Annotated in this window: 24 protein-coding genes; 18 read left to right on the forward strand and 6 right to left on the reverse strand. The window is 45.6% G+C overall.

Annotation, left to right across the window (positions count from 1 at the left end):
* The first annotated feature begins 1 nt into the window (after nt 1).
* The 15 genes from rsmH to lpxC all read left to right on the forward strand — a co-directional run bounded on the left by rsmH (nt 2) and on the right by lpxC (nt 17,105).
* On the forward strand, nt 2–937 hold the full coding sequence (gene rsmH / locus K5L93_RS13330; RefSeq protein ID WP_220720269.1) for a 16S rRNA (cytosine(1402)-N(4))-methyltransferase RsmH: 936 nt from the start codon (nt 2–4) through the stop codon (nt 935–937).
* Nucleotides 937–1,254 carry a cell division protein FtsL gene (ftsL, locus tag K5L93_RS13335; RefSeq protein ID WP_220720270.1) on the forward strand — a complete coding sequence of 106 codons (318 nt, stop codon included), beginning with the start codon at nt 937–939 and terminating at the stop codon, nt 1,252–1,254. Before rsmH ends, ftsL begins: the two co-directional genes overlap by 1 nt.
* The gene (locus K5L93_RS13340) at nt 1,254–2,984 is read left to right on the forward strand and encodes a penicillin-binding transpeptidase domain-containing protein (RefSeq protein WP_220720271.1); all 1,731 of its coding nucleotides are present in this window, start codon (nt 1,254–1,256) and stop codon (nt 2,982–2,984) included. Before ftsL ends, K5L93_RS13340 begins: the two co-directional genes overlap by 1 nt.
* Nucleotides 2,971–4,446, forward strand: a complete 1,476-nt coding sequence (murE, locus tag K5L93_RS13345) for a UDP-N-acetylmuramoyl-L-alanyl-D-glutamate--2,6-diaminopimelate ligase (protein ID WP_220720272.1) — start codon at nt 2,971–2,973, stop codon at nt 4,444–4,446. The genes K5L93_RS13340 and murE overlap by 14 nt, the downstream gene beginning before the upstream one ends.
* Nucleotides 4,443–5,819: a UDP-N-acetylmuramoyl-tripeptide--D-alanyl-D-alanine ligase gene (locus K5L93_RS13350; RefSeq protein ID WP_220720273.1), complete on the forward strand. Its 1,377-nt coding sequence runs from the start codon at nt 4,443–4,445 to the stop codon at nt 5,817–5,819. Before murE ends, K5L93_RS13350 begins: the two co-directional genes overlap by 4 nt.
* Complete coding sequence (mraY, locus tag K5L93_RS13355; RefSeq protein ID WP_016400780.1) at nt 5,813–6,895, forward strand: phospho-N-acetylmuramoyl-pentapeptide-transferase; 1,083 nt, start codon at nt 5,813–5,815, stop codon at nt 6,893–6,895. The genes K5L93_RS13350 and mraY overlap by 7 nt, the downstream gene beginning before the upstream one ends.
* 34 nt (nt 6,896–6,929) lie before the next feature.
* Nucleotides 6,930–8,234: a UDP-N-acetylmuramoyl-L-alanine--D-glutamate ligase gene (gene murD / locus K5L93_RS13360; protein ID WP_246615053.1), complete on the forward strand. Its 1,305-nt coding sequence runs from the start codon at nt 6,930–6,932 to the stop codon at nt 8,232–8,234.
* Nucleotides 8,231–9,436 (forward strand): cell division protein FtsW, encoded by a 1,206-nt coding sequence (ftsW, locus tag K5L93_RS13365; protein ID WP_220720274.1) that lies wholly within the window; start codon nt 8,231–8,233, stop codon nt 9,434–9,436. Before murD ends, ftsW begins: the two co-directional genes overlap by 4 nt.
* A complete protein-coding gene (gene murG / locus K5L93_RS13370) occupies nt 9,429–10,511 on the forward strand; it encodes an undecaprenyldiphospho-muramoylpentapeptide beta-N-acetylglucosaminyltransferase (RefSeq protein WP_220720275.1) in 1,083 nt (360 codons plus the stop codon). Before ftsW ends, murG begins: the two co-directional genes overlap by 8 nt.
* Nucleotides 10,512–10,515: 4 nt before the next feature.
* Complete coding sequence (gene murC / locus K5L93_RS13375) at nt 10,516–11,970, forward strand: UDP-N-acetylmuramate--L-alanine ligase (RefSeq protein WP_220720276.1); 1,455 nt, start codon at nt 10,516–10,518, stop codon at nt 11,968–11,970.
* Nucleotides 11,970–12,893: a D-alanine--D-alanine ligase gene (locus tag K5L93_RS13380; RefSeq protein WP_220720277.1), complete on the forward strand. Its 924-nt coding sequence runs from the start codon at nt 11,970–11,972 to the stop codon at nt 12,891–12,893. The genes murC and K5L93_RS13380 overlap by 1 nt, the downstream gene beginning before the upstream one ends.
* A 3-nt stretch (nt 12,894–12,896) precedes the next feature.
* Nucleotides 12,897–13,652 carry a cell division protein FtsQ/DivIB gene (locus K5L93_RS13385; RefSeq protein ID WP_220720278.1) on the forward strand — a complete coding sequence of 252 codons (756 nt, stop codon included), beginning with the start codon at nt 12,897–12,899 and terminating at the stop codon, nt 13,650–13,652.
* Complete coding sequence (gene ftsA, locus K5L93_RS13390; protein ID WP_220720279.1) at nt 13,633–14,889, forward strand: cell division protein FtsA; 1,257 nt, start codon at nt 13,633–13,635, stop codon at nt 14,887–14,889. The genes K5L93_RS13385 and ftsA overlap by 20 nt, the downstream gene beginning before the upstream one ends.
* Before the next feature lie 38 nt (nt 14,890–14,927).
* Nucleotides 14,928–16,079: a cell division protein FtsZ gene (ftsZ, locus tag K5L93_RS13395; RefSeq protein WP_220720280.1), complete on the forward strand. Its 1,152-nt coding sequence runs from the start codon at nt 14,928–14,930 to the stop codon at nt 16,077–16,079.
* Between the two features lie 108 nt (nt 16,080–16,187).
* Nucleotides 16,188–17,105: a UDP-3-O-acyl-N-acetylglucosamine deacetylase gene (gene lpxC / locus K5L93_RS13400; protein WP_220720281.1), complete on the forward strand. Its 918-nt coding sequence runs from the start codon at nt 16,188–16,190 to the stop codon at nt 17,103–17,105.
* Nucleotides 17,106–17,127: 22 nt separating this feature from the next.
* Here lpxC and K5L93_RS13405 read toward each other — a convergent pair whose 3' ends face one another.
* Complete coding sequence (locus K5L93_RS13405; RefSeq protein ID WP_220720282.1) at nt 17,128–17,613, reverse strand: DUF721 domain-containing protein; 486 nt, start codon at nt 17,611–17,613, stop codon at nt 17,128–17,130.
* Between K5L93_RS13405 and K5L93_RS13410 the strand changes: the two genes are divergently transcribed.
* The 3 genes from K5L93_RS13410 (at nt 17,601) to mutT (ending at nt 21,748) form a co-directional block, all read left to right on the forward strand.
* Nucleotides 17,601–18,524 carry a M23 family metallopeptidase gene (locus K5L93_RS13410; protein ID WP_220720283.1) on the forward strand — a complete coding sequence of 308 codons (924 nt, stop codon included), beginning with the start codon at nt 17,601–17,603 and terminating at the stop codon, nt 18,522–18,524. The genes K5L93_RS13405 and K5L93_RS13410 overlap by 13 nt on opposite strands.
* A gap of 35 nt (nt 18,525–18,559) precedes the next feature.
* The gene (secA, locus tag K5L93_RS13415) at nt 18,560–21,277 is read left to right on the forward strand and encodes a preprotein translocase subunit SecA (RefSeq protein WP_220720284.1); all 2,718 of its coding nucleotides are present in this window, start codon (nt 18,560–18,562) and stop codon (nt 21,275–21,277) included.
* A gap of 66 nt (nt 21,278–21,343) precedes the next feature.
* Nucleotides 21,344–21,748: an 8-oxo-dGTP diphosphatase MutT gene (gene mutT, locus K5L93_RS13420; RefSeq protein ID WP_220720285.1), complete on the forward strand. Its 405-nt coding sequence runs from the start codon at nt 21,344–21,346 to the stop codon at nt 21,746–21,748.
* Between the two features lie 2 nt (nt 21,749–21,750).
* Here mutT and yacG read toward each other — a convergent pair whose 3' ends face one another.
* From yacG to K5L93_RS13445, 5 genes are read right to left on the reverse strand one after another with little or no spacing between them, the layout of a single operon-like run.
* Nucleotides 21,751–21,951 (reverse strand): DNA gyrase inhibitor YacG, encoded by a 201-nt coding sequence (gene yacG, locus K5L93_RS13425; RefSeq protein ID WP_220720286.1) that lies wholly within the window; start codon nt 21,949–21,951, stop codon nt 21,751–21,753.
* Nucleotides 21,951–22,691 (reverse strand): cell division protein ZapD, encoded by a 741-nt coding sequence (gene zapD, locus K5L93_RS13430; protein ID WP_220720287.1) that lies wholly within the window; start codon nt 22,689–22,691, stop codon nt 21,951–21,953. The genes yacG and zapD overlap by 1 nt, the downstream gene beginning before the upstream one ends.
* 59 nt (nt 22,692–22,750) lie before the next feature.
* Nucleotides 22,751–23,353: a dephospho-CoA kinase gene (gene coaE, locus K5L93_RS13435; protein WP_220720288.1), complete on the reverse strand. Its 603-nt coding sequence runs from the start codon at nt 23,351–23,353 to the stop codon at nt 22,751–22,753.
* The gene (locus tag K5L93_RS13440; protein ID WP_220720289.1) at nt 23,350–24,231 is read right to left on the reverse strand and encodes a prepilin peptidase; all 882 of its coding nucleotides are present in this window, start codon (nt 24,229–24,231) and stop codon (nt 23,350–23,352) included. The genes coaE and K5L93_RS13440 overlap by 4 nt, the downstream gene beginning before the upstream one ends.
* A gap of 2 nt (nt 24,232–24,233) precedes the next feature.
* Nucleotides 24,234–25,484, reverse strand: coding sequence for a type II secretion system F family protein (locus K5L93_RS13445; protein WP_220720290.1), 1,251 nt, complete (start codon nt 25,482–25,484; stop codon nt 24,234–24,236).
* Nucleotides 25,485–25,562: the final 78 nt, after the last annotated feature.

Here is a 25,562-nt window from a genome sequence, read left to right on the forward strand (position 1 = left end):
TATGACTACTGAATTTGTTCATACCTCGGTACTGTTACAAGAATGTATCGACGGCTTAGCCATTAAAGAGGATGGCATTTACGTGGATGGCACTTTTGGCAGAGGTGGGCACAGTCGCGCTATTTTACAGCAACTAGGTCCCAAAGGACGTTTGATTGCTATCGACCGAGACCCTCGCGCAATTGAAGCTGCTAAACAGTTTGCCGACGACCCTCGTTTTCAAATTGTTCATGGCCCTTTTTCTGGCATTGAACAATACATTACAGAGTTGGGTCTAGCGAAAAAAATTGATGGCGTATTGCTCGACCTAGGCGTGTCGTCCCCGCAACTTGATGATGCCGAGCGTGGATTTAGCTTTTTGCGCGATGGCCCATTAGATATGCGAATGGATACTTCGCAAGGACAAACCGCCGCCCAGTGGTTAACCCATGCCGCAGAGGAAGACATTGCCTGGGTGATTAAAACCTTTGGTGAAGAAAAGTTTGGTAAACGTATTGCTCATGGCATTGTGAATGCCCGTGAAGAGACGCCTCTTACTAGTACTTTGCAGCTAGCCAAAATTATTGATGAAGCTTGCCCTGTTAAAGATAAATACAAACACCCGGCTACGCGCAGTTTTCAGGCTATTCGTATTTACATTAATAGTGAATTGGATGAAATCGACACAGCCTTACTAGGTGCAATGAATAGTTTAGCGACCGATGGCCGTTTAGCGGTGATTAGTTTTCATTCTTTAGAAGACCGTATGGTGAAGCGCTTTATTAGAAAGCAAGAAAAAGGCGAGCAATTTCCTAGAGGTTTGCCGCTTACCGAAGAGCAGTTAGCCAGTGGACGTTATCTAAAGAGTATCGGCAGGGCGATAAAACCTAGCGCAGCAGAAATTGAAGTAAACCCGCGCTCTCGTAGCTCGGTGTTGCGGGTAGCCAAACGTTTGTAATGGACGAGGTTAGCCGCCAGCCCAATTTATTGCGGGCGATTTTGAAAGATGTATGGCGCAATAAACAGCACTTTTTGTTGTTAGTTGCCGCGGTTGTTTCGGCATTTTGCGTGGTGTGGACAACTCATCATGCTCGAATGTTTGTTGAGCAGCGAGAATCACTAATGATGAGCCGTGATGCACTCAACGTTGAATGGCGACATTTATTAATAGAACAAAATACGCTAGCTGAACACAGCCGCGTAGAGAGCATAGCTAAAAAGCGTTTAGATATGCATCGACCCAAAATAGAAGAACAAGTGGTAATTACAAATTAATGAATGCTAAGGCAAATAAACAAGGACTGTTCATTCACTGGCGCTTTGTGTTGGTGATGGCAGTGGTGTGCTTAGTGTTTACTGCTTTGGTAAGTCGTGCGGCGTATATTCAAGTTATTGCGCCGGATAAGCTTATCTATGAAGGTGACTTACGCTCGATTCGCACCAAAACCGGCTATGCGGAGCGTGGCGTAATTACCGACCGCTTAGGCAACGAGTTAGCCGTGAGTGTGCCAGTGCGCGCTATTTGGGCCGATCCTAAACATGTGGCAGACCAAAATAGTTTGGCTAATCGTGAGGCTTGGGCTGCCCTAGCCAAGGTATTGGATACCGACGTAGACAGCTTGCAACAGCGAGTCAGTAACCCGAAACGTCGTTTTGTTTATTTACAGCGCCAAGTGAGTGCGGCGGTTGCTGATTATGTTACTAAGCTTAAAATTAAAGGGGTCTATTTAAAGCCTGAATCTCGACGTTTCTATCCTACCGGCGAAGTGAGTGCTCACCTTGTTGGTTTCACTAATATTGATGATCACGGTTTAGAAGGTATTGAGCGTAGTTATGATGACTGGCTCACTGGTGAACCCGGTAAGCGTAAAGTACGCAAAGATCGCTTAGGTCGTGTTGTTGAAGATCTGGCTGTCATTCATCAAGCCAAAAAAGCGCAGAATATTGCTTTAAGTATCGACCAACGGATCCAAGCAATCGCTTATCGAGAGCTTAAAAAAGCCGTTGCCGAGACCAAAGCCACCTCAGGCAGTGTAGTTGTGTTAGATATTGAAACCGGTGAAGTATTAGCGATGGCTAATAGCCCATCATTTAATCCTAACAATCGAAACGAGTTCCAAAGTTATCGCTATCGTAATCGTGCAATAACCGATAGTTATGAACCGGGCTCTACGGTTAAGCCACTATCGGTTATCGCGGCGCTTGAGCGCGACCACATTCGTTCAAACAGTATGATTAACACCAGCCCTGGTTGGATGCAGATTGGTGGGCGTAGAGTCCGAGATTCGCGCAACTACGGTGAAATTAGTTTGACTAAAGTCATTCAAAAATCGAGCAACGTTGCCACTAGCCAATTAGCCCTAAAGGTGGGTGTAGAGGGGATGCTTGATACATTCTACGACGTGGGTTTTGGTAACGATGCTGGTTTAGGTTTAGTCGGCGAATCGGGTGGTCAAATGCCGCAGCGCCGCCGTTGGTCAGACTTTGAACTTGCCACTTTGTCATTTGGCTATGGCTTAATGGTTACCCCACTGCAACTCGCCCAAGCTTACGCAACAATGGGAGCTGGTGGCGTATTTCGACCAGCATCCATCATTAAGTTACAGCAGCCAGCCACCGGCGAGAGAGTGTTTGAGCAAAACAAAGCACAAGCTGTGTTAGAGATGATGGAGTCGGTTATTCAAGATGGTGGTACCGGGCAGAAAGCTGCAGTACCAGGTTATCGTGTAGCAGGCAAAACTGGCACCAGCCGTAAAGCTGTTCGTGGTGGCTATGGTGATGACTACGTCGCCATTTTTGCAGGTGTTGCTCCGGTGAGTAAGCCTAAGCTTGCCATTGCAGTATTTGTTAACGAACCACAAACCGACCGCTATTATGGCGGCGATGTTGCTGCTCCGGTTTTCTCGAAAGTGATGCAAGGCGGATTACAGTATTTAAACGTTGCCCCTGATGATAATACCAGCCAAGTGGTACAACTAAATGGAGGCAACAATGGTGAAACCTAGTTTGTCTGCATTGTTGGCGAAATTTTCGGTAACGGTTGCCCCAGACATCAGCTTTAATCACCTCTCTCTAAATAGTAGAGAGATTGAGCAAGGCGATATATTTGTTGCGGTTAAAGGCCATCAAGTTGATGGTCGTAACTATATTGATTCAGCGATTAGTGCTGGAGCAGTTGCAGTACTTGCAGATGCGGATGATGAAAAATCTCATGGTCAAATAGTGTGGCATAAGCAAGTCGCCTGTATTTACTTTTGGCGCTTGAACCAACAGCTATCGCAATTAGCGTCAGCGGCTTATTTCCCAGATGGTAATCCGCTTACCTTAGTGGGTGTTACTGGTACCAACGGTAAAAGCACAGTAACCCATTTAATTGCTAACTTGGCAAAACTAAGCGGCATTCGGGCTGCTGTGATGGGAACGTTAGGTAATGGTGAGCCAGGTAAGCTGGTCGCGAGTGAAAACACCACTGCCGACGCGATTACTATTCAGCGCCAGCTTTGTGAAATGAATCAGCAAGGCTATGAACTAGTCGCTATGGAAGTATCGTCGCATGGTTTGGTGCAGCAGCGAGTGGCGAGTGTGCCGTTTAAGGTTGCGATATTCACTAACCTTAGCCGAGACCACCTTGATTACCATGGCAGCATGGCTGAGTATGGCCGCGCGAAACAAGCCTTATTTAACTGGCCAAGTTTAGAATGTCGTTTAATCAATGCCGATGATGGTTTTGGCAAGCAGTTGCTGCAGCACTATCCAAGTGCTCAATCTTTGTCGCTAGAAGATAGCACCGCCGATTGGCAAATCGCTAATCTGCAGTTCAGCGAGTTAGGGGCAAGCGGTTATTTGTTTAGCCCACAAACAAGGCATGAAAAGCTAACTTTTAAAAGTCCACTTTTAGGGCGTTTTAATGCTGATAATTTACTAAGCGCTATAGCTTGTTTGCAGTTCTTAGGTCTTCCATTAGAAAGCTTACTTACTCAGTTACCTGCCCTTAGCGCGGTACCTGGTCGAATGGAGTTATTTGCCGGTAAACGTTCGGTGGTGGTTGATTACGCGCATACGCCTGACGCCTTAGAAAAAGCCTTAACAGCCCTGCGCCAGCATTGTAGTGGCGAGCTTATTTGTATTTTTGGTTGCGGCGGCGACAGAGATAAGGGTAAACGACCTTTAATGGCACAAATAGCCGAGCGCTTGGCAGACCAGGTTATTGTTACTGACGACAACCCTCGCTTTGAAGATCCCCAAGCGATTACCGACGATATACTGCTTGGTTTTAATCACGCTGAAGCCGTAACCATTATTCACGATCGCTGTGAGGCGATTGCTCATGCGCTTACCCATTCTCGCGATAAAGATATTGTTTTAGTGGCCGGTAAAGGCCATGAAAGCTATCAAATTATTGGAGCTGAAGTGCGTGACTATGATGAACGCGCAGTTGTTAAGCAGCTAGTGGGAGTGAAAGCATGATTGCCTTAAGCCTTAACGAGCTAACACAAGCCTTAGATGCTCAGCTAGTGGGCGATAGTTTAATTATTCAGTCAATCAGTACAGATACTCGCGAGCAGATGTCTCAGGCCTTGTTTATTGCTTTGGTGGGTGAGCGATTTGATGCTCATAACTACGCCCAACAAGCTGTTGAGCAAGGTGCAACTGCGCTGCTGGTAGAGCGTGAGTTAGCAATTGATGTACCTCAGTTGTTAGTCAAGGACACCCGTATAGCGCTCGGACAATTGGCCGGTTATGTAAGAGAGAAGTTGGCGCTAAGTTGCTGTGCCATTACTGGTAGCAATGGTAAAACCACGGTGAAAGAAATGACCACGGCCATTTTGTCACAGGGTTTCGAGGTACTCGCCACCAAAGGTAATTTTAACAACGATATTGGGGTGCCTTTATCGCTGCTTCGCGCGACCGAAAAGCATCAGTTGGGTGTATTAGAGTTAGGCGCAAATCATATCGGTGAAATTGCCTACACAGTGAGTTTGGTAAAACCCAAGGTTGCTTTAATCAATAATGTATCTGCTGCGCATATTGAAGGCTTTGGCTCTCAAGACGGCGTGCTGAAAGCTAAATCTGAGCTATTTGGCGAACTAGGTGCCGAGCAGTTAGCGCTGTGTGAGTACCAATCTAGCTATCAAGAGTACTTAGATGAGGTCGCTCGTCCGGCTAAGGTTGAGCATTTTTCTTTAGATAACGTTAATGCCGATTATTATGCCAGCGCTATTGAGTCTCTAGGTTTAAGTGGCAGCCGTTTTGTATTGCACACGCCAAACGGTGAGGCGCTTATCCAAATTAATTTGGCGGGCGAGCACAATGTTAAAAATGCTGTCGCTGCAGCTGCGCTTTCGTTGAACATGGGAGCCAAGCTAGAGCAAGTAAGCCGAGGCTTGGCGCAATTAGATAAAGTGCCGGGTCGGGTGAACGTGCAATCGTTAAATGACAGTATCCAATTAATTGATGATAGCTATAACGCTAACCCGGCGTCATTTAATGCAGCTATCAACATTTTGGCCAATTTTGAAGGTAAGCGCTTCCTTATCGCTGGTGCCATGGGGGAAATGGGACAGCAAACAAAACAGGTGCATAACGACTTAGTTAAACGGGCACTTGACAGTGACATCAGCTTGTATTCTTATGGCGCGTCTTTTGACGAAGTGCTGGCCGAAATTGGTCAGTCTTCACTCGGTTTCGACAGCCATGAAGCGCTTTGTGAGCAACTTATTACCGCCTTAGAAGCACAACATTCTCCGTGTCTTGTGTTGGTTAAAGGGTCTCGTTCGACCCACATGGAAAAAGTCGTTAAACAGTTACAGCAATATTATAAAAAGGGTTTGGAATGTTAGTTTGGTTGGCGGAATATCTGCAGCAATACTTTAGTGGATTTTCGCTATTTGGGTATTTAACCTTTAGAGCAATTGTCAGCATTTTGACCGCCTTAGTCTTTGGACTATGGATGGGGCCAAAGCTTATTCGTCGCTTACAGTTGTTACAAATTGGTCAAACCGTGCGTAACGATGGGCCAGAATCTCACTTGAGCAAGTCGGGTACTCCCACAATGGGCGGTGTGCTGATTATTGCCTCGGTGTTTTTGTCTACCTTATTATGGGCGCGTTTAGACAACCCTTATGTATGGGTGATGTTATTTGTATTTGGTAGCTATGGCGCAATTGGTTTTGTTGATGATTACCGTAAAGTTATCCGCAAAGACCCTGCGGGCTTAATTGCCCGTTGGAAGTATTTTTGGCAATCAGTTGTCGCGCTAATTGTTGCGGTTTATCTATTCTGGAGTTCTGACTCTGCGGCTCAAACCCAACTGGTGTTGCCGTTTATCAAAGACATTATGCCGCAATTAGGCTGGCTATTTATCCCTCTTACATATTTGGTCATTGTAGGCAGCAGCAACGCCGTTAACCTAACGGACGGCTTAGATGGCCTGGCGATAATGCCAAGCGTGATGGTGGCATCAGCGTTTGCTCTCGTCGCCTACTTAACCGGCCACGTAAACTTTTCAAGCTACTTGTTTATCCCTTATATCCCACAAGCCAGTGAACTGGTGGTGGTGTGTACCGCCATGGTGGGAGCAGGATTAGCCTTTCTTTGGTTCAATACCTACCCAGCTCAAGTATTTATGGGCGATGTAGGTTCGCTAGCCCTAGGCGCAGCATTGGGCGCTGTAGCTGTGTTGGTTCGTCAAGAGTTGTTGTTGGTGATTATGGGCGGCGTATTTGTAATGGAAACTGTGTCGGTAATCCTGCAAGTAGGATCTTATAAGTTACGTGGACAGCGCATTTTCCGCATGGCGCCGATTCATCACCATTATGAGCTTAAAGGGTGGCCAGAGCCTCGAGTCATCGTGCGCTTTTGGATTATTTCATTAATTTTAGTTTTGATTGGCTTAGCCACCCTCAAGGTGCGCTAGGCGAGCTATTCAAAGTATAGGAAGAGTAATTACAGTGAGTAAGTTACAGCCACAACTACGCTATGCGGTCGTTGGCCTTGGTGCCAGCGGGCTTAGCTCTGTGCGCTTTTTACTTAAGCACGAAGTGTTGCCCTTAGTTTGTGATACTCGCCAGCAGCCTCCTGGTTTAGCCTCGTTACCTGCTAGCTTGCAGGTGGTGTGTGGCGAGCTGCCCCTTAAGCAATTGCATGAATGTGACGTGGTGATTGTTAGCCCTGGGGTCGCCTTAGCCACGCCAGAGTTACAAAGCTTGGCGAAAGCCGGTGTACAGCTTATTGGTGATGTTGAGCTATTTTGTCACTATGCCGAAGCCCCCATCGTTGCGATTACTGGCTCAAACGGTAAAAGTACGGTCACTAGCTTGTTGGGCGAGATGGCCAAGCAAGCCGGAGTTAATGTTGCTGTAGGCGGTAATATTGGGGTGCCTGCCTTAGATTTGCTTTCGCCACAGGTCGAGTTATATGTTCTTGAGTTGTCGAGCTTTCAGTTGGAAACAACCAACAGTCTTCGCGCCAAAGCCGCTACATTGCTAAATGTTAGCGAAGACCACATGGACCGCTACCAAGGCATGAGCGATTACATCGCCGCTAAACAAACGGTTTACCAAAATGCTGAATATGCGGTTATCAACTTGGATGACGAATTGTCCCAGCCGCCAGTCCAGCTCGAACATAGCTTGAGTTTTTCTCTTCATTTAGATGCAGATTATCGCTTAAGTGACGATCAGCAATATCTAATGCGTGGGCAACAAGCGCTATTAGCCACCTCTGAGTTGGGGCTGGTTGGTACCCATAATTTTGCCAATATACTTGCTGCATTAGCCTTAGCAGAGGCTGCAGGGCTTAACATTGACGCTTGTTTACAAGCCGCAAAAAATTATCAAGGTTTAGCCCATCGTTGCCAGTTGGTAGCGCGTAAACAGGGTATTGCTTGGATTAACGACTCTAAGGCTACCAATGTAGGCGCTACCTTAGCCGCCTTAAATGGCCTGGCTGGTGGCCAAGGTCAGCTTTGGTTAATTGCTGGTGGAGATGCCAAAGGCGGCGATTTAAGTGAGTTACAAGCTGCCTTCAACCAAATTGCTGGTGTTGTTGCCTTTGGTAAAGACAAGCAACGCTTTAAAGATTTAGATCAGCGTGTCGAACTAAAAGAAGATTTAGCAGAGAGTTTTAGTTGGTGTCAGCAACAAGCAAAAGAGGGTGACATAGTTTTGTTGTCTCCAGCCTGCGCCAGCTTGGATATGTATAAGAATTTTGAAGTGCGCGGGCAACACTTCTGCGAACTGGTGGAGGCGCTATGAAAGTAATGTCTAAACCACTTTGGTTCGAGAATACCTTACAGTGGATAAACCCCACCCCTAAAGAAAGCCAAGAACCGCTTTTATTCGACCGTCATTTATTATGGTTAGCCTTATGCCTAATGGTGATGGGGCTTGTGATGGTGGCATCTTCATCTATTCCAGAAGGCATCGCGATTAGCGATGATCCATTCCGTTTTGCTAAACGGCATGGTATTTATTTGTTGTTGTGTTTAGCCGCTATGGCTTTTGTGGTGCAAATCCCGCTGGCATGGTGGCAATCTCACAATGCCAAATTACTGCTATTGTCGGGTGTTGCATTGGTATTGGTATTGCTGATTGGCCGCAATATTAACGGTAGTAGTCGCTGGATTGGTTTAGGTCCGATTAATGTGCAGCCTGCCGAGTTTGCCAAACTTGCGTTGTTCACGTATTTAGCCGGTTACCTTGTGCGTCGCCATGAACAGGTACGGGAAAACCTAAAAGGCTTTTTAAAGCCGCTCATCGTGTTCTTCTTTTTGGCAGTATTGTTGCTGGCACAGCCCGACTTGGGCAGTGTGGTCGTTATGTTTGTTACCACCGTAGGCATGCTATTTTTAGCTGGCGCCAAGCTTATTCAGTTCTTTGGTTTGATTTTTACTGGTGTGGTAGCGGTGGTGACTTTGGTTATCGCAGAACCTTACCGAATGCGTCGTGTTTCCTCTTTTCTTGACCCTTGGCAAGATCCTTTTGGTAGTGGTTATCAGTTAACTCAATCCCTAATGGCCTTTGGGCGAGGCGACTGGTTAGGCGAAGGTTTGGGGAACTCTATTCAGAAGCTTGAATACTTGCCAGAAGCGCATACCGATTTTGTGGTTGCTGTATTAGCTGAAGAACTTGGATTTATCGGTGTATGCGCGGTTTTGTTGCTACTTATTTTGTTGGTAAGCCGCGCCATGAAAATTGGTAAGCAGGCCTTACTGGCAGAGCAGGCTTTTGCTGGTTACTTAGCTTGTGGCATTGGTATCTGGTTTAGTTTCCAAACCATGGTAAATGTTGGCGCGGCTTCAGGCTTGGTGCCCACCAAAGGCTTAACCTTACCGTTAATTTCTTATGGTGGTTCCAGCTTATTGGCGATGTCGATAGCGGTAGCTATCTTATTGCGAATTGATCATGAACTTCGATTGGCCAATTGTCAGGCCTATAAGAGAGATGCTCATGGTTAATGCTAAGCAACACAAACTATTGGTGATGGCGGGTGGCACTGGTGGTCATGTATTCCCTGGGTTAGCTGTCGCCGATAAGCTAGCTGCGCAGGGCTGGGATGTTTCGTGGTTAGGAACTGCCGAGCGCATGGAAGCTCAATTAGTGCCTAAACATGGTTATCCCATCGACTTTATTAGCATAAAAGGGGTTCGCGGTAATGGTTTGCTGCGCAAACTGACGGCGCCGTTTAAATTGCTAAACGCGGTTCGTCAGGCTGTTGCTGTGATTAAGCGCTATCAACCCGATGTTGTATTAGGCATGGGCGGCTTTGCCAGTGGGCCTGGAGGTATAGCCGCTTGGTTACTAGGAAAACCATTGGTTTTGCACGAGCAGAACGCGGCTGCTGGTTTTACCAATAAAATGCTGAGCAAAATTGCCAGCAAAGTACTAATGGCGTTTCCGGGAGCCTTAGATAAAGCCGAAGTAGTTGGCAACCCTGTGCGTGAGTCGGTATTAGCTTTAGAAGAAAAGACTGAAAGCGATTCAGCCAGTTTTAACTTATTGGTCATCGGCGGAAGTTTGGGCGCTCAAGTGTTCAATGAGCAGTTGGCCGAGGGCATAAAGCACAGCCAACTTGATTTAAAAATCTGGCACCAAGCGGGTAAAAACAAACATAGCAGCGCAGTGGATGCTTATCGCCAACAAGAACTTGATAAAAATTTGAGCGAATCACCTAAAATTGTCGAATTTATTGATGACATGGCAGCAGCCTATCAATGGTCAGATGTGATACTCTGTCGCGCTGGCGCGCTAACGGTGTCAGAGGTGGCTGCAGCGGGGATCCCGGCTATTTTTGTACCACTGCCTTATGCCGTTGATGACCATCAAACCAAAAACGCGCAGTTTTTGGTTAAAGCAGATGCCGCACGTTTGTTAAAACAAACAGAATTTACGCCGCAGAATATTGCGGCAGTACTGAATGAATTTGCTGATCCTGGATTGCGTTTGTCTTGTGCTCGCAATGCACGAAAGCAGGCAATCACCGATGCTACTGACAAAGTAGCAGCGGTGTGCCAAGCGTTAATTAAAGAGTAGTTAGATGAGTAAAGTTGAGTTAGCCAAATTACGAACCATGATTCCAGAAATGCGCAAGGTGAAGCGAATTCACTTCGTGGGAATTGGTGGTGCCGGCATGGGCGGTATCGCCGAGGTATTGGCTAATGAGGGCTATCAAATTTCAGGTTCAGACCAAGCCGCAAGTGCCATGACAGAACGTTTGCAAGGTGTTGGCGCCGAGGTGTTCTTTGAGCACAGTGAAAGCAATATCAAAGGGGCTAATGTAGTGGTGGTATCTACCGCTATTAAAGAAGATAACCCTGAGGTACAAGCCGCCAGAGCAGCGCGAATTCCGGTGGTTCGCCGTGCAGAAATGCTAGCTGAGTTGATGCGTTATCGTCACGGCGTTGCCGTAGCCGGCACGCACGGTAAAACCACAACAACCAGCTTAATTGCCAGCATCTATGGGCAAGCCGAGTTGGATCCTACTTTTGTTATTGGTGGCCTGTTAAATAGCGCAGGCACCAATGCTCGTTTAGGTAATAGCCGTTACTTAATTGCAGAAGCCGACGAAAGCGATGCTTCTTTTCTACATTTGCAGCCAATGGTTGCTGTGGTCACTAATGTAGAGCCCGACCACATGGAAACCTATGGTGGTGACGAAGCTCAGCTACATGCAACCTTTATCGACTTTTTACACAACCTTCCCTTTTACGGTGTAGCGGTGATGTGTATCGACGATCCTGGTGTTCAAGCGTTGCTACCACAGATTGGTCGTCAGATTATTACCTACGGCTTCTCCGAAGAAGCTGACGTACGGATTACTCACTTTTCTCAGCAAGGTGACCGCTGTTCATTCACAGTAAACCGCAAAGATGGTGAGCAACTTGATATATCGTTGAATATGCCCGGCGAGCACAATGCCCTAAATGCGGCGGCGGCCATTGCTGTGGCCAGCGAAGACGGTATTGAAGATGCGGCAATTGTAGAAGCCTTAAATCGTTTTGCCGGTATTGGTCGCCGTTTCCAACAATACGGCGAGTTTGCGACAGGCAATGGCTCAGCCTTGTTAGTGGATGACTACGGGCACCACCCAACAGAAGTGCTGGCAACGGTTAAGGCTGCACGTGCAGCTTGGCCTGAGCGGCGTTTAGTGATGGCATTTCAACCGCACCGCTATTCGCGTACTCGCGACTTATATGAAGACTTTGTGGATGTATTAGCGCAAGTAGATAGCTTACTGTTGCTTGAGGTGTATTCGGCTGGAGAAGAAGTTATTGCCGGTGCCGATAGTCGCGCATTGTGTCGAAGTCTACGTCAGCGTGGTTTGGAGCCCATCTACGTAAAACAGCCCAGTGAGCTAAACGGTTTATTGGCTGATGTAATCGAAGATGGCGATGTGGTGTTAACCCAAGGTGCGGGCAATATTGGCGTTTTGGCGCGTCAGTTGGGCGAGTTGCAGTTAAACATTAACAAGCTTAAAGGTAGTGAAAGTTAATGGCGAGTTTACGAATGAGTCGAGTAGCAGTGTTGTATGGCGGCGATTCAGCTGAACGTGAAGTGTCTTTAAAATCGGGTAGCGCAGTGCTAGCGGGTTTACTTCGCGCTGGTATTAATGCAGAAGGTATAGATACCAAGGGTTTTGATTTAAATCTGCTTAAGCAAAAAAAATACAGTCATGTATTTATAGCTTTGCATGGTAGAGGTGGCGAAGACGGAACCTTACAAGGTGCACTTGAATATTTAGGTTTGCCATATACCGGAAGTCGAGTGCTTGGTTCGGCTTTAGCAATGGACAAAATTCGCTGCAAGCAAATTTGGCAAAATATTGGTTTGCCTACGGCGGATTATGCGATTGTGGAAAAAGACAGTTATAAGCCTGAAGACGCCGCAGGTATTTTGGCGAAGCTTTCTGGTGAAGTGATTGTAAAGCCGGCGTTAGAAGGTTCTAGCATTGGCATGGCTAAAGCCAACCGTGTTGAAGAGTTACAAGAAGCGATTGAAAATGCCTTTGAGTATGACTCAAGAGTATTGATTGAACAGTGGATTACTGGTGCCGAATACACGGTATCTATTGTTGGTGGCACGGTGATGCCATCAATTAGAATGCAAACGCCACACAGTTTTTATGATTACAGTGCTAAGTATCAAAGTAGTTCTACTGAATATTTTTGCCCAAGTGGCTTAACTGAGGCGCAAGAGTCACAGTTAGCTGCTATTGCCCTAAAGGCATTTAAATCTGTGGACTGCGAAGGGTGGGGGCGCGTTGATTTTATGGCCGACCAACAAGGTAACTGGTATTTGTTGGAAGTGAATACCTCACCGGGCATGACGGAGAAAAGTTTGGTGCCTATGGCAGCCAAGCAATATGGTTTGAGTTTTGACCAGCTTGTCGTCAGTATTTTGGATTTGGCGCACTAGTTTATGGCGTTAACCGAGCTTCAAAAACAGCGTGCAAGTTATTGGGCTGGAGTCGGTTTCTTTTGTGCTGTGTTGTTGGGTTTGGCTTATTCAGTGCACTCGGTGTACAGCAGTGTAAGTGATAAGCAGTTGAGTCCAATGACTCGCTTGTTGGTATCGGGTAAACGTGATTATGTGCTCGACCAAGAATTGCAGCAAAGCCTAGCGGCTTTGCCAGAAGCGGGTAATTTTTTTAGCCTCGATGTTTCTGAGGTAAAGCTTGCTTTAGAGCAGTTGCCTTGGGTTAAGCAGGTAACCGTTCGTAAGCAATGGCCAGATAAATTGTCGATTGCTTTACAAGAACAAGAGGTGGTGGCGCGATGGAATAATGCGGCTTTGCTTAATCAGCAAGGGCAGATTTTTGAAGCGCCGCAACAGCGAGTGACCAAAGCATTGGCTTCACTAAGTGGACCCGATGAACAGGCAGAAGCTGTGCTAGCTACTTTTCGGCAGCTGCAGCAAGTGTTGCAAGCTCGCCAGTTAAGCATTGTTAGTTTGGCGCTAAACGAGCGCCATGCATGGCAAGTAGAGTTAGCCAGCGGAATGGTTTTAAAGCTGGGCAAAGAAGATAAGTTAAATCGCATAGCGCGTTTTGTGGCGGTGTATCCGAGATTAAAACCGAATGCGGTGGATTACATAGATTTACGCTATGACACTGGATTTGCAGTGGGATGGAAGAAACAGGAAGGTTTGGCAATAGATGACCAAAGTAACGGATAGAAAACTGATCGTTGGCCTTGATATTGGTAGTGCCAAAATCACCGCTTTAATCGGCGAGATTTTGCCTAGCAACGAAATGAGCATTATCGGTGTAGGAAGTCATCCGGCTAAAGGTATGGATAAAGGTGGTGTTAATGACCTTGATTCTGTAGTGAAGACCGTTCAGCGCGCGCTGCAAGAAGCGGAGTTGATGGCTGATTGCAAAATTAGTTCAGTCTATTTAGGTGTTTCTGGCCGTCATATTCGTTGCTTAAACGAAAAGGGCATGGTGCCAATTAGTGACGAAGAAGTTACTCAAGATGATGTAGACAACGCGATTCATACGGCTAAGTCAGTAAAATTGCCAGATGAGCACCGCATTCTGCATGTATTGCCGCAGGAGTTTGCTATCGACTTCCAAGAAGGCATTAAAAATCCGATTGGTTTGTCTGGTGTCCGTATGGAAGCAAAAGTGCATTTAATTGCTTGCCATAACGACATGGTTAAAAACATTGTTAAGTGTGTAGAGCGCTGTGATTTGAAAGTTGATCAGTTGATATTTTCAGCCTTGGCTTCTAGTTACGCGGTGTTAACTGAAGATGAGAAAGAATTGGGCGTGTGTGTGGTTGATATTGGCTCAGGAACCATGGATATTGCAGTTTACACCGGTGGTGCGCTACGCCACACCTCGGTAGTACCGTTTGCAGGAACCTCGGTTACTCGTGACATTGCTACCGTGTTTGGCACACCGCTTAACGACGCCGAAGCCGTAAAAGTACGCTATGGCTGCGCCTTAGGCAGCATGGTAAGCCGAGACGATACCATTGAAGTGCCAAGTGTGGGAGGAAGGCCGTCACGCAGTTTGCAACGGCAAACCTTAGCTGAAGTTATCGAACCTCGATATAGCGAACTGTTTGGCATGATTAAAGCCAAGCTCGATGAGCTTACCGAAGATTTGCAAGCGCAGGGAACCAAACTGCAATTAGGAGCTGGTGTGGTGCTAACCGGCGGCGCGGCTCAAATAGAAGGCGTGGTTGAATGCGCCGAAAAGATTTTACAGTGTCAGGTTAGGGTTGGCTCTGCCAACAATGTGGCTGGTCTGACAGAATACGTACAAGCACCAACTTACTCAACAGCAGTAGGTTTGTTGCATTACGGAATGGAAAACCAAAGTGAAAAACCAATTGAAGTAAAGAACATTAGCAGTGTTAGCAATATCGCCAAGCGATTGCACAGTTGGTTTAAGGGTGAATTTTAGTTTTTGCTAAATAGCGAAAATCAAGCGGAGAGAGAACTATGTTTGAGATTATGGATAGTCATACCGATGAAGCGGTAATTAAAGTTGTAGGTGTGGGCGGTGGCGGCGGTAACGCTGTTGAGCACATGGTTGCGCAATCAATCGAAGGTGTGGAGTTTATCACCATCAATACCGACGCTCAGGCGTTGCGTAATTCTGGTGCCGACAATACCTTACAAATTGGTGGTGCTATCACCAAGGGATTAGGTGCTGGGGCCAACCCTGAAGTAGGCCGTGAAGCAGCGATGGAAGATCGCGACGCCATTATGAGCCAGCTGCAGGGTGCCGATATGGTGTTCATTGCTGCCGGTATGGGCGGTGGTACAGGAACTGGAGCAGCGCCAGTAGTTGCAGAAGTAGCAAAAGAACTGGGTATTCTTACTGTTGCTGTTGTAACTAAACCTTTTGGTTTTGAGGGTAAAAAGCGTACTAGTTATGCACAACAAGGAATTGAGCAACTAAGTAAAAATGTTGATTCATTAATTACTATTCCTAACGATAAACTGCTAAAAGTGCTAGGTCGCGGCGTCTCGTTGTTAGATGCATTTAAAGCGGCTAACAACGTATTGTTAGGTGCTGTTCAAGGCATCGCAGAGCTAATTACTCGCCCTGGTTTAATTAACGTAGATTTCGCCGACGTTCGCACAGTCATGCGTGAAATGGGCACCGCAATGATGGGTACCGGGATCGCGTCTGGCGAAGACCGTGCTGAAGAAGCCGCAGAACTTGCTATTTCTAGCCCACTACTTGAAGACGTAGACTTAGCTGGTGCACGCGGAATCTTAGTGAACATCACTGCTGGCTTTGATATGAGCATCGAAGAGTTTGAAACCGTAGGTAATGCGGTTAAAGGTTTTGCTTCAGAGAATGCAACGGTAGTGGTTGGTGCGGTCATCGACCCAGAAATGAGTGATGAATTGCGTGTAACGGTAGTTGCTACTGGTATTGGTGCAGAGCGTCGCCCAGATATTTCTATTGTAAAACCTCAGCAACAAGCAGTTAATGCTGAGCCTGTAGCCCGCACAGCACCTATGGATTCAGCTCCCATGGTAGAAGAGTCTGCAGCAGTTGTGAACGCAGAGCCGCGCAATACAGCAGGTGATGGTGATTATTTAGACATCCCCGCATTTTTACGTCGCCAAGCAGATTAATCTGTTAGCAAATGGTGAAGTTTTAGGCAAATGTTTGTGATGTGTCTCAAACTTATGTTAAGATGTCCGACCATTCTAGTTTATTGGTCGTAAAGCAGAGGAATTTTTATGCTTAAACAACGGACTCTTGAAAAGTCAGTACAAGCGACAGGGATCGGTTTGCATTCTGGGCACAAGGTCACCATGGTCTTACGTCCTGCTCCTGCAAATACAGGTATCCTGTTTAACCGTACCGATCTTGATCCGGTTGTAACGATCCCTGCAAAAGCAGAGTTAGTGCGTGACACTATGTTATGTACGTGTCTTATCGATGATGCGGGTAACCGTATTTCAACGGTAGAGCATTTAATGGCTGCGGTTGCTGCATTAGGCTTGGATAACTTGATTATTGACGTTGATGCTCCTGAGCTTCCGGTTATGGATGGTAGCTCAAGCCCGTTTGTATTCTTATTACAATCTGCGGGTATCGAAGAGCAGGCAGCGGCTAAGAAATTTATTCGCATTAAACAACCTATCCGTGTTGAGCACGAAGATAAATGGGCTGAGTTATTGCCGGGGAACGACGGTTTTACCATCGATTTCTCAATTGATTTTGACCACCCAGCAATGGAAGGTCGTAATCAATCTATCTCGATGAACTTCTCAGCTGATAGCTTTATTAAAGACATTAGCCGCGCGCGTACTTTTGGTTTCATGCGAGACATCGAGTATTTGCAATCGAAGAACCTAGCCTTAGGCGGTAGTTTAGAAAATGCAGTAGTGTTAGATGAATATCGAATTCTTAATGAAGATGGCCTTCGTTATGATGATGAATTTGTTAAGCACAAGTTGTTAGACGCAGTGGGCGATTTGTACATGGCAGGACTACCCATCCTAGGCCATTTACGCGCTCACAAATCTGGCCATGCACTAAACAATAACTTAGTGCGTGCAATGCTTGAGCAACAACACGCTTGGGAAATTGTTACTTTCGAAGACAAAGCCGAAGCTCCAGCTGCATACCAACAACCGGTATTCAGTTTCTAAATAAAAATATTGTCGGCGCTGACTAACTCTCTCCGCTCAGCGCCGCTAATTTTTCTAGCTTTTCCCTCAGTTCATCTGGTACGTGTTTCGCTAATTCTGTGATATGTTTGGCTGCTTGAGTGCTTAGCTGGCGTTTTCCAGTGCTTTTTTCCTCAGCTTCTGGTTTAATGTTTTTCAATTCGGGATTTATTTTAAGTTCCAAACTGACAACCCCTGGTATGGCTTTTCGCAGCTCACTTAACAGATCGAAACGAAACTGTTTTAAGCGAGTTAACCAAGCCGAACTAGGAGCCTCGATAATAGCGACTCCTTGACGCATATTAACGATACGGCATTGCTGTAGTTTGTAGCGTGCCAAAATTTCACCACCCAGTTGCTGTAACTGAACGCGTTGCTGCAGTGGTTGTTCGATTTTTGCAAACTGTTTCTGATGAAATAGACGCTCTATCGAAATAGGTTGGTGCTGTCGTTTGGACATAAGTTTAATAGTTAGGTATGAAATTAACATTAGTATACGCCCATAAGGGCGAGACAAGAACTGTTCGTTTAAATCCGCTACGTTTAGCGTGGTTTGCGTTTTTGTTGGTATCACTTATTTGCAGTATTGCCTTGTGGGGGGTACAGCAATATCAACATTTAGCTAAGCAGCAAACTCAGTTGTTATCGCAGCTGGATAGTTTGAAGGCTGAGCCTAAGCTTGAGCAGTTCGAGCAGCAACTGCGTCACCGTTATAGTCAATTGGCGGTTAAAGTGGGCCAAATGCAAGTTGAGATGACTCGCCTTAATGCATTAGGCGCGCGTTTGATTGAAGATACCGAGTTCGCTGCTGAGTTTGATTTCGAATCAATGCCTCCCATGGGCGGCCCGATGTTAGACATCCAAGATACCAGCCATAAACCAGACAGCTTGTTTTTAGACTTGTCTTTGCTAGAACAGCAAGTAGAGGATAAGAAAAAATCACTTAATTTGCTTGAATCTTGGCAACAAAGTCACCATCTAGTAAATAGTAGTTATATATCAGGTTGGCCAGCGAAAGGGCCGGGCATTTGGATTTCTTCGCCATTTGGTACCCGCATAGATCCTTTTACCAAACGTAAAGCACGCCATAAAGGTGTAGATATCGCGGGTAAAGAGGGGACTAAAATCCGCTCTGTAGGAGCTGGCGTAGTGGTTTGGGCTGGAAGTCGTTTTGGTTACGGTAACTTAGTTGAAATAGAGCATGGTAACGGAATGGTAACACGTTACGCGCATGCTAAAGCTGTATTAGTAAAAGAGGGTGATGTAGTAAGTAAAGGGGATGAGATAGCCTTGATGGGCAGTACCGGGCGTTCCACCGGGTCTCACGTGCATTTTGAAGTGCTCAAAAACGGTCGTCCGCTAAACCCCAGTAAGTTTATTTACCGCAAAGCTAGTGCCTAGAAAATTGGATTTCGTCTTAGCAAAAGTAGTTTTTCATGATTAGTAAATTAGTAACAAAAATCGTTGGTACTCGAAATGACCGTACCATCAAAAAAATGCGTAAAGTCGTTAATACTATTAACGCCTTAGAGCCTGAATACGAAAAGTTGTCTGCTGAAGAAATTAAAGCTAAGGCGGGCGAATTTAGGGAGCGCCTCGAGAAAGGCGAAACGCTTGAAGCGATTCTCCCAGAAGCTTTTGCTGTAGTGCGCGAAGCATCAAAACGGGTCTTTGAAATGCGTCATTTTGATGTGCAAATGTTGGGCGGCATGGTGCTGAACGACAATAAAATTGCCGAAATGCGCACCGGTGAAGGTAAAACTTTAACAGCAACCTTGCCTGCATACTTAAATGGCGTAACCGGCAAGGGTGTTCACGTAATTACCGTAAATGATTACTTAGCGCAACGTGATGCCGACTGGAACCGCCCTTTATTCGAATACTTAGGATTAAGTGTTGCTGTGAACGTTTCGGGAATGGATCACGAAGCGAAAAAAGCTGCCTACGCTGCCGACATTACCTACGGTACAAACAACGAGTTTGGTTTCGATTACTTGCGCGATAACATGGCGTTTGCCCCAGAGCAGCGAGTACAACGTCCATTAAATTACGCGGTAGTGGATGAAGTGGATTCAATTTTGATTGATGAAGCACGGACACCACTTATCATTTCTGGCCCTGCAGAAGATAGTTCAGAGCTGTATAAAAAGATTAACGATATTATTCCGTTGTTGGTTCGCCAAGAAGAAGAAGATACTGAAGAATTGATTGGCGATGGCCACTTCACTCTTGATGAAAAAAACAAGCAAGTTCATTTAACCGAAAACGGTCAGATTTTTGTTGAAGAAACCTTGCAACAGCGCGGTATGTTGGAAGAAGGTGATTCACTTTATAACGCTGCTAACATTAGCTTGCTGCATCACGTTAATGCTGGATTGCGAGCGCACACTTTGTTCGAGCGCAATGTTGATTACATTGTTAGCGAAACCAATGAGATTGTTATCGTTGATGAGCACACCGGTCGAACCATGCCAGGGCGTCGTTGGTCTGAAGGCTTACACCAAGCTGTTGAAGCTAAAGAAGGTGTGCCAATTCAAAACGAAAACCAAACGTTGGCATCTATTACCTTCCAGAATTACTTCCGTTTATACGACAAGCTTTCAGGCATGACTGGTACTGCCGATACCGAAGCTTTTGAATTTCAATCAATTTATGGCTTAGACACAGTGGTTGTGCCGACTAACAAGCCAATGGTTCGTGATGACCAAGGTGATTTGGTTTACCTGACTGCAGAAGAAAAATACCAAGCGATTATCAACGACATTCGCGAGTGTGTGAAAGCAGAGCGCCCAGTGTTGGTTGGTACAGTGTCAATTGAAAACTCAGAGCTGCTTTCCAACATTCTAAAGAAAGAAAAAATTAAGCATAACGTACTAAATGCTAAGTTCCATGAAAAAGAAGCTGATATTGTTGCAGAAGCAGGCGTTGCCGGGGCTGTGACTATTGCTACCAATATGGCTGGTCGTGGTACCGACATCGTATTGGGTGGTAACTTACAAGTTGAAATAAATGCCCTAGGCGAAAATCCTAGTGAGCAGCAATTAGCTGAAGTTAAGCAAAAATGGCAACAGCGCCACGATGCAGTATTAGCAGCAGGTGGTTTGCATATTATTGGTACCGAGCGTCACGAGTCTCGTCGTATCGATAATCAGCTACGTGGTCGTGCTGGTCGTCAAGGTGACCCAGGTTCTACCCGCTTCTACTTGTCGATGGAAGATAGTTTGATGCGGATTTTTGCTTCAGATCGCGTCACAGGCATGATGAAAAAGCTTGGCATGGAAGAAGGCGAAGCAATTGAGCATCCTTGGGTTACTCGCGCCATCGAAAATGCACAGCGTAAAGTTGAAGGGCGTAACTTCGATGTACGTAAATCATTACTTGAGTTCGACGATGTGGCCAATGACCAACGTAAAGTGGTTTACGAGCAGCGTAATGATTTAATGGATAGCGACAGCATTTCTGAAACCATCGAAGTCATTCGCGAAGATGTGTACTCATCGGTTATTGATGAATACATCCCACCACAATCTCTTGAAGAAATGTGGCAGGTTAGTGAACTAGAGCAACGTTTGAAAAGTGACTTTGGCTTAAATCTGCCTATTCAACAGTGGTTAGATGAGGACGACAAGTTACATGAAGACAAGCTTCGCGAAAAAATCATTGAAGCTGCGGTAGCTGACTACCAAGCCAAAATCGAAAAAGTAGGTGCTGACGCTATCAAGCAGTTTGAAAAATCTGTGATGCTGCAAACACTCGATCAACTTTGGAAAGAGCACTTGGCAGCCATGGATCATCTTCGCCAAGGTATTCACTTACGTGGCTATGCTCAGAAGAACCCTAAGCAAGAATACAAGCGTGAGTCTTACGAACTGTTTACCCAAATGCTTGAAGCACTCAAACTTGATGTGGTGAGTATTTTGAGCCGAGTTCAAGTGCAAGCGCCTGAAGAAGTCGAAGCAATGGAAGCAAAACGCCGCGAAGCTGAACAACGCGCGATGCAATTCCGTCAGCAACAGGCAGCGCAACAAGCCGAAGAGCAGTCGAGTGATGCGGGTAAAACCGTTATTCGTGAAGGGCAAAAAGTAGGGCGAAACGATCCATGTCCTTGTGGCTCGGGTAAAAAGTACAAACAATGTCATGGCAAGCTTTCTTAAAGCTTAGTTTGGCAACAAAAAAGGAGAGCTTAGGCTCTCCTTTTTTATCAACTCAAGGAGTACTCAGTGAAGGTTGTAAATGTAGCAGTTGGTGTAATTGTTAAAGGCGAAGAGATCTTACTTAGCCTTCGTAATCTGCAACAGCATCAAGGTGGGAAATGGGAGTTTCCCGGCGGTAAAGTTGAGACAGGCGAGCAAACCGTTGACGCCTTGGCGAGAGAGTTAAAAGAAGAGCTGCTTATAGACATTGATAAAACCAGTTGTAAGCCACTGATTCGTGTTGAGCACGATTATGGTGATAAGCAAGTATGCTTAGACGTTTACACGGTTACTCGCTTTTACGGAGAGCCAGAGGGCGCAGAACAACAAGAAATTCGATGGGTGAGCAGAGCAGAGCTTCTCAATCTGTCATTTCCAGATGCCAATAAAGCCATCTTGGAAAAAATCCTAAACGCTAATTTTTCCGCGTAAGTTCAAAATTCCCAGCTGTCCGGCTTATCTTCATCTTCTTGGAGGTGTTGCCCAGCAATGTATTTTTCTTGATTAGCCCATTCGCCAAGGTCGATTAACTTACAACGCTCACTACAAAAGGGTCTGAATTCACTTGTTGATTGCCAAACGACCTTGTCGTTACAAGTGGGGCATTTTACGGTGGGTAAATTTTTAGTTTTCATTAAGCAATTTTACAACAATATAATGTGCAAGGAATGTCTTCAATATCTTGATTTGAAGTACTGATGAACTTTATGGCGAAGCGGTGTTTGTGGCCGCTTACAGTTGGGTAGCATTGATAATTAGTGTCTACCTCGATGCGTAGTAATCCACAATCGGCAGCGACTCCTTGATAGAAGCCTTTATGAGCAAGAGCTTGAATATCACTATGCTGCTCTCTAAGGAGCTTAAGTAAGTGACTAATGGCTTCTGCGACGATTTGGAAAGGGCCCAACCATTGCTGAACTTGCAGATTTATCCGTTCTTGTGGTTGATGCAGCCATAGGTGCAAGTAAGGTAAATCAAAGCTGCAGTTACCACCAGGTAAACACAAACGCTGGCGAATACTGGATAATAGGCGATCATCTTTAAGGTGATCGGATACCCGATGGAGCTTTGAAATAGCTGCAATAAGGGTTTTCACTTGCAATAGCAGCTCTTCAATCTTACTGGTATCTACATTGGGCATCGAAGCCCAATGGTCGAGCTTTTCTGCTTGTTTAGCTAAATCTTTAAGTAAGTCTGTTCGCCACTCACAACGTTCTAATACTTCTGATACTTCAAATAACGTTCGAAAGAACTGTTGTTGCTGAAGAGGGTGCTGAAGTGCTTTTGACAACATTAGCTGCTCGAATAATTGCTCTAAGCGTAAGTAGTTTCGTACTTTCTCGTTTAAAGGGTGTTCGAAAATTAATGCGGTCATAGCGGTTTAGATTCACAGCTGTTCAAGGGAGTTCCTAAGCTAGTGTAACCACTGAGCAATCAACTGTCATGGCTTTTGGCGATATCTAGATAGAATTGGTGTAAATCAGTAACTTTACGTTTAAGGCATACAAGGTCGCTGTTATTTTCAATTACATCGTCTGCGGCTTGTAGTTTTAGCTCTCGGTTCATTTGGGCATCAATAATCTGTAGGGCTTGATGCCGCTCTACTCCATCGCGTTCCATGGTTCGCTTGAGTTGAATATCTACAGGGGCGTCTATAACTAAAACGCGATCGACGAGCTTATCCAGTTGGTTTTCTAACAATAGCGGCGCAACCAGTATCTTGTATGCGCCTTTAGCTTGCCCAAGTTGGTGTAGCATCTCTTGTCGAATTAGTGGGTGTAATAAGCTGTCTAACCAATCTTTCTCTTGTTTGTTGGCAAATACAATTTCGCGCAGTTTACTGCGATTTAGCGAGCCATCGCTTTGCAATATAGTTTGCCCAAAATGTTCAGATATTGCGTTTAACGCAGGTTGTTGAGGCGCAACAACTTGGCGCGCCACAATATCGGCATCAACCACTTGAATACCTAGCTCTTCAAATAACGCCGAGGCTTGGCTTTTACCGCTAGCAATACCGCCTGTTAAACCAATTATCACGATGCAAGACCTAGGTATGAGAAATACCAAGCGTGGATCGCTTCACCAAAAAATAAGTAACAAGCGCCACCTAAAGCCAGATAAGGGCCAAAAGGAATCGCTTGCCCTTGTTGGTTTTTTCCAAACACAATCAAGCTAATGCCAACAATTGCACCGGCAAAAGATGAAAGCAAAATTGTTAATGGCAGGGCTTGCCAGCCAAACCAAGCACCTATCATGGCTAGCAGTTTAAAATCGCCATAGCCCATGCCTTCTTTTCCGGTTAATAGCTTGAATAGCCAAAACAGGCTCCACAAAAAACCATAACCAATAGCAGCGCCCAAAACAGCATCATATAAGCTAACAAAACCTGAATCTAGGTTGATTAATAAACCTAGCCACAAGGTGGGTAAAGTAAGCTGATCGGGCAAATACATGGTGTCCAGATCAATAAGGGTTAGACACAGTAAAATAATGCAAAACAGACTAGCAAACACAAAGGGTAGAGTAAGGCCAAACTGCCACCAGCAAGCCAAGGTTAAGCCTGCTGTTGTAAGCTCAACTAAAGGGTAGCGAATACTGATTGGATTTTTACAATTGGCACACTTTCCACGCAGGGCTAGCCAGCTAATAACCGGAATATTTTGCCAGGCGGTAATTAAGCTTTGGCATTTGGGGCAGGCAGAGCGAGGTAACATTAAGTTGTAAACGCCTTGCTCTGAGGTTTGCGCTGTTTTTAATTCATCAGATAAGAAACTGCGGCACTCATTTTTCCATTGCCGCTCTAACATGACGGGCAAGCGATGGATCACAACGTTGAGAAAAGAACCGATACAAAGGGCGATTAAAAGGCAGAAACCCAGCGCAGTGGCTGGGTAGAGTTCAATAAAACTTAGCATGTTTAACTAACAACCGATCCGAGTTTGAAGATGGGTAAGTACATGGCAATCACCATACCACCAACTAGCACACCAAGCACAGCCATAATCAGTGGTTCAATTAAACTGGTTAAGCCGTCTACTGCATCATCTACTTGCTGTTCATAAATGTTGGCGACTTTAGCTAACATGCTATCCAGTGAGCCAGATTCTTCACCAATCATCACCATCTGGGTCACCATGTCGGGGAATAAATCCACGGTGCGCATGGCTACGTTCATTTGCATACCGCCAGTAACCTCAATTCTAATCGCGTCTACGGCGTTACGGTAGACCACGTTGCCCGATGCGCCCGAGGCAGACTTTAAGGCGTCGATAAGTGGGATACCGGCAGCAAAGGTCGTAGATAAGGTGCGGGCAAAACGCGCCATGGCCGCTTTATGCAAAATAGGGTTGATCACTGGGATTCGAAGAATAAAGCGGTCGGTAGCATCTTTAACCGCTTGGGAGCGCCTAAAGGCTTGCACATAGCCATAGCCAAGCGCAAATATTCCACCAAAAATATAAGGCCAATAATCTTGTAAGAAGCGAGAAACACCAATCACAAACTGGGTAAATGCAGGCAGTTCGGCACCAAAGCCAGCAAAAATTTCTTCAAACTGAGGAATCACAAATAGCAGTAGAATAGTGGTAACAATAATGGCCACAATAATCACCGAAACCGGGTAGAACATGGCTTTTTTAATTTTTGATTTAAGTGCCTCGGCTTTCTCTTTATAAATGGCTACACGATCATAAATCGTTTCTAAAGCACCACTTTGTTCACCGGCTTCAATTAAGTCACAATATAGCTGGTCAAAGTATAAGGGGTGTTTGCGCAGGGTTTCAGATAGGGCGGTTCCAGACTCAACTTCCGCGGCAATCTCGGCAATTAACTCACGCATTGCTGGTTTTTCAACGCTTTTAGAAATAATGTTGAAGCTTTGAACTAAGGGAACGCCAGCTTGCAGCATGGTAGCAATTTGCCGTGATACCACCGCAATATCCATGGGCTGGATCTTGTTACCCATCTTACTAAGAAAACTCTCGGTCTTCTTTTTAATTTTAGTAACGGTAATGCCTTGGCGGCGCAAGTCACCTTTAACCTGGCTGATGGTTTCAGCTTGATACTCGCCACTAACTTTAGCGCCTTTACGGTTAACGCCACTCCACGAGTAGGCATTGATTTTTTTTACTGCAACTTTACGTTTGCTGGTGGTACTTGCGGTAGCCATAACATCCTTGCTAACAAAACACGCTTAACGCGGTAATAAAGTAATTGCCTAAACTTATCAGATAATTAGATTTAAAAA

Source organism: Agarivorans litoreus (assembly GCF_019649015.1).
GTDB classification, from domain to species: Bacteria; Pseudomonadota; Gammaproteobacteria; order Enterobacterales; family Celerinatantimonadaceae; genus Agarivorans; species Agarivorans litoreus.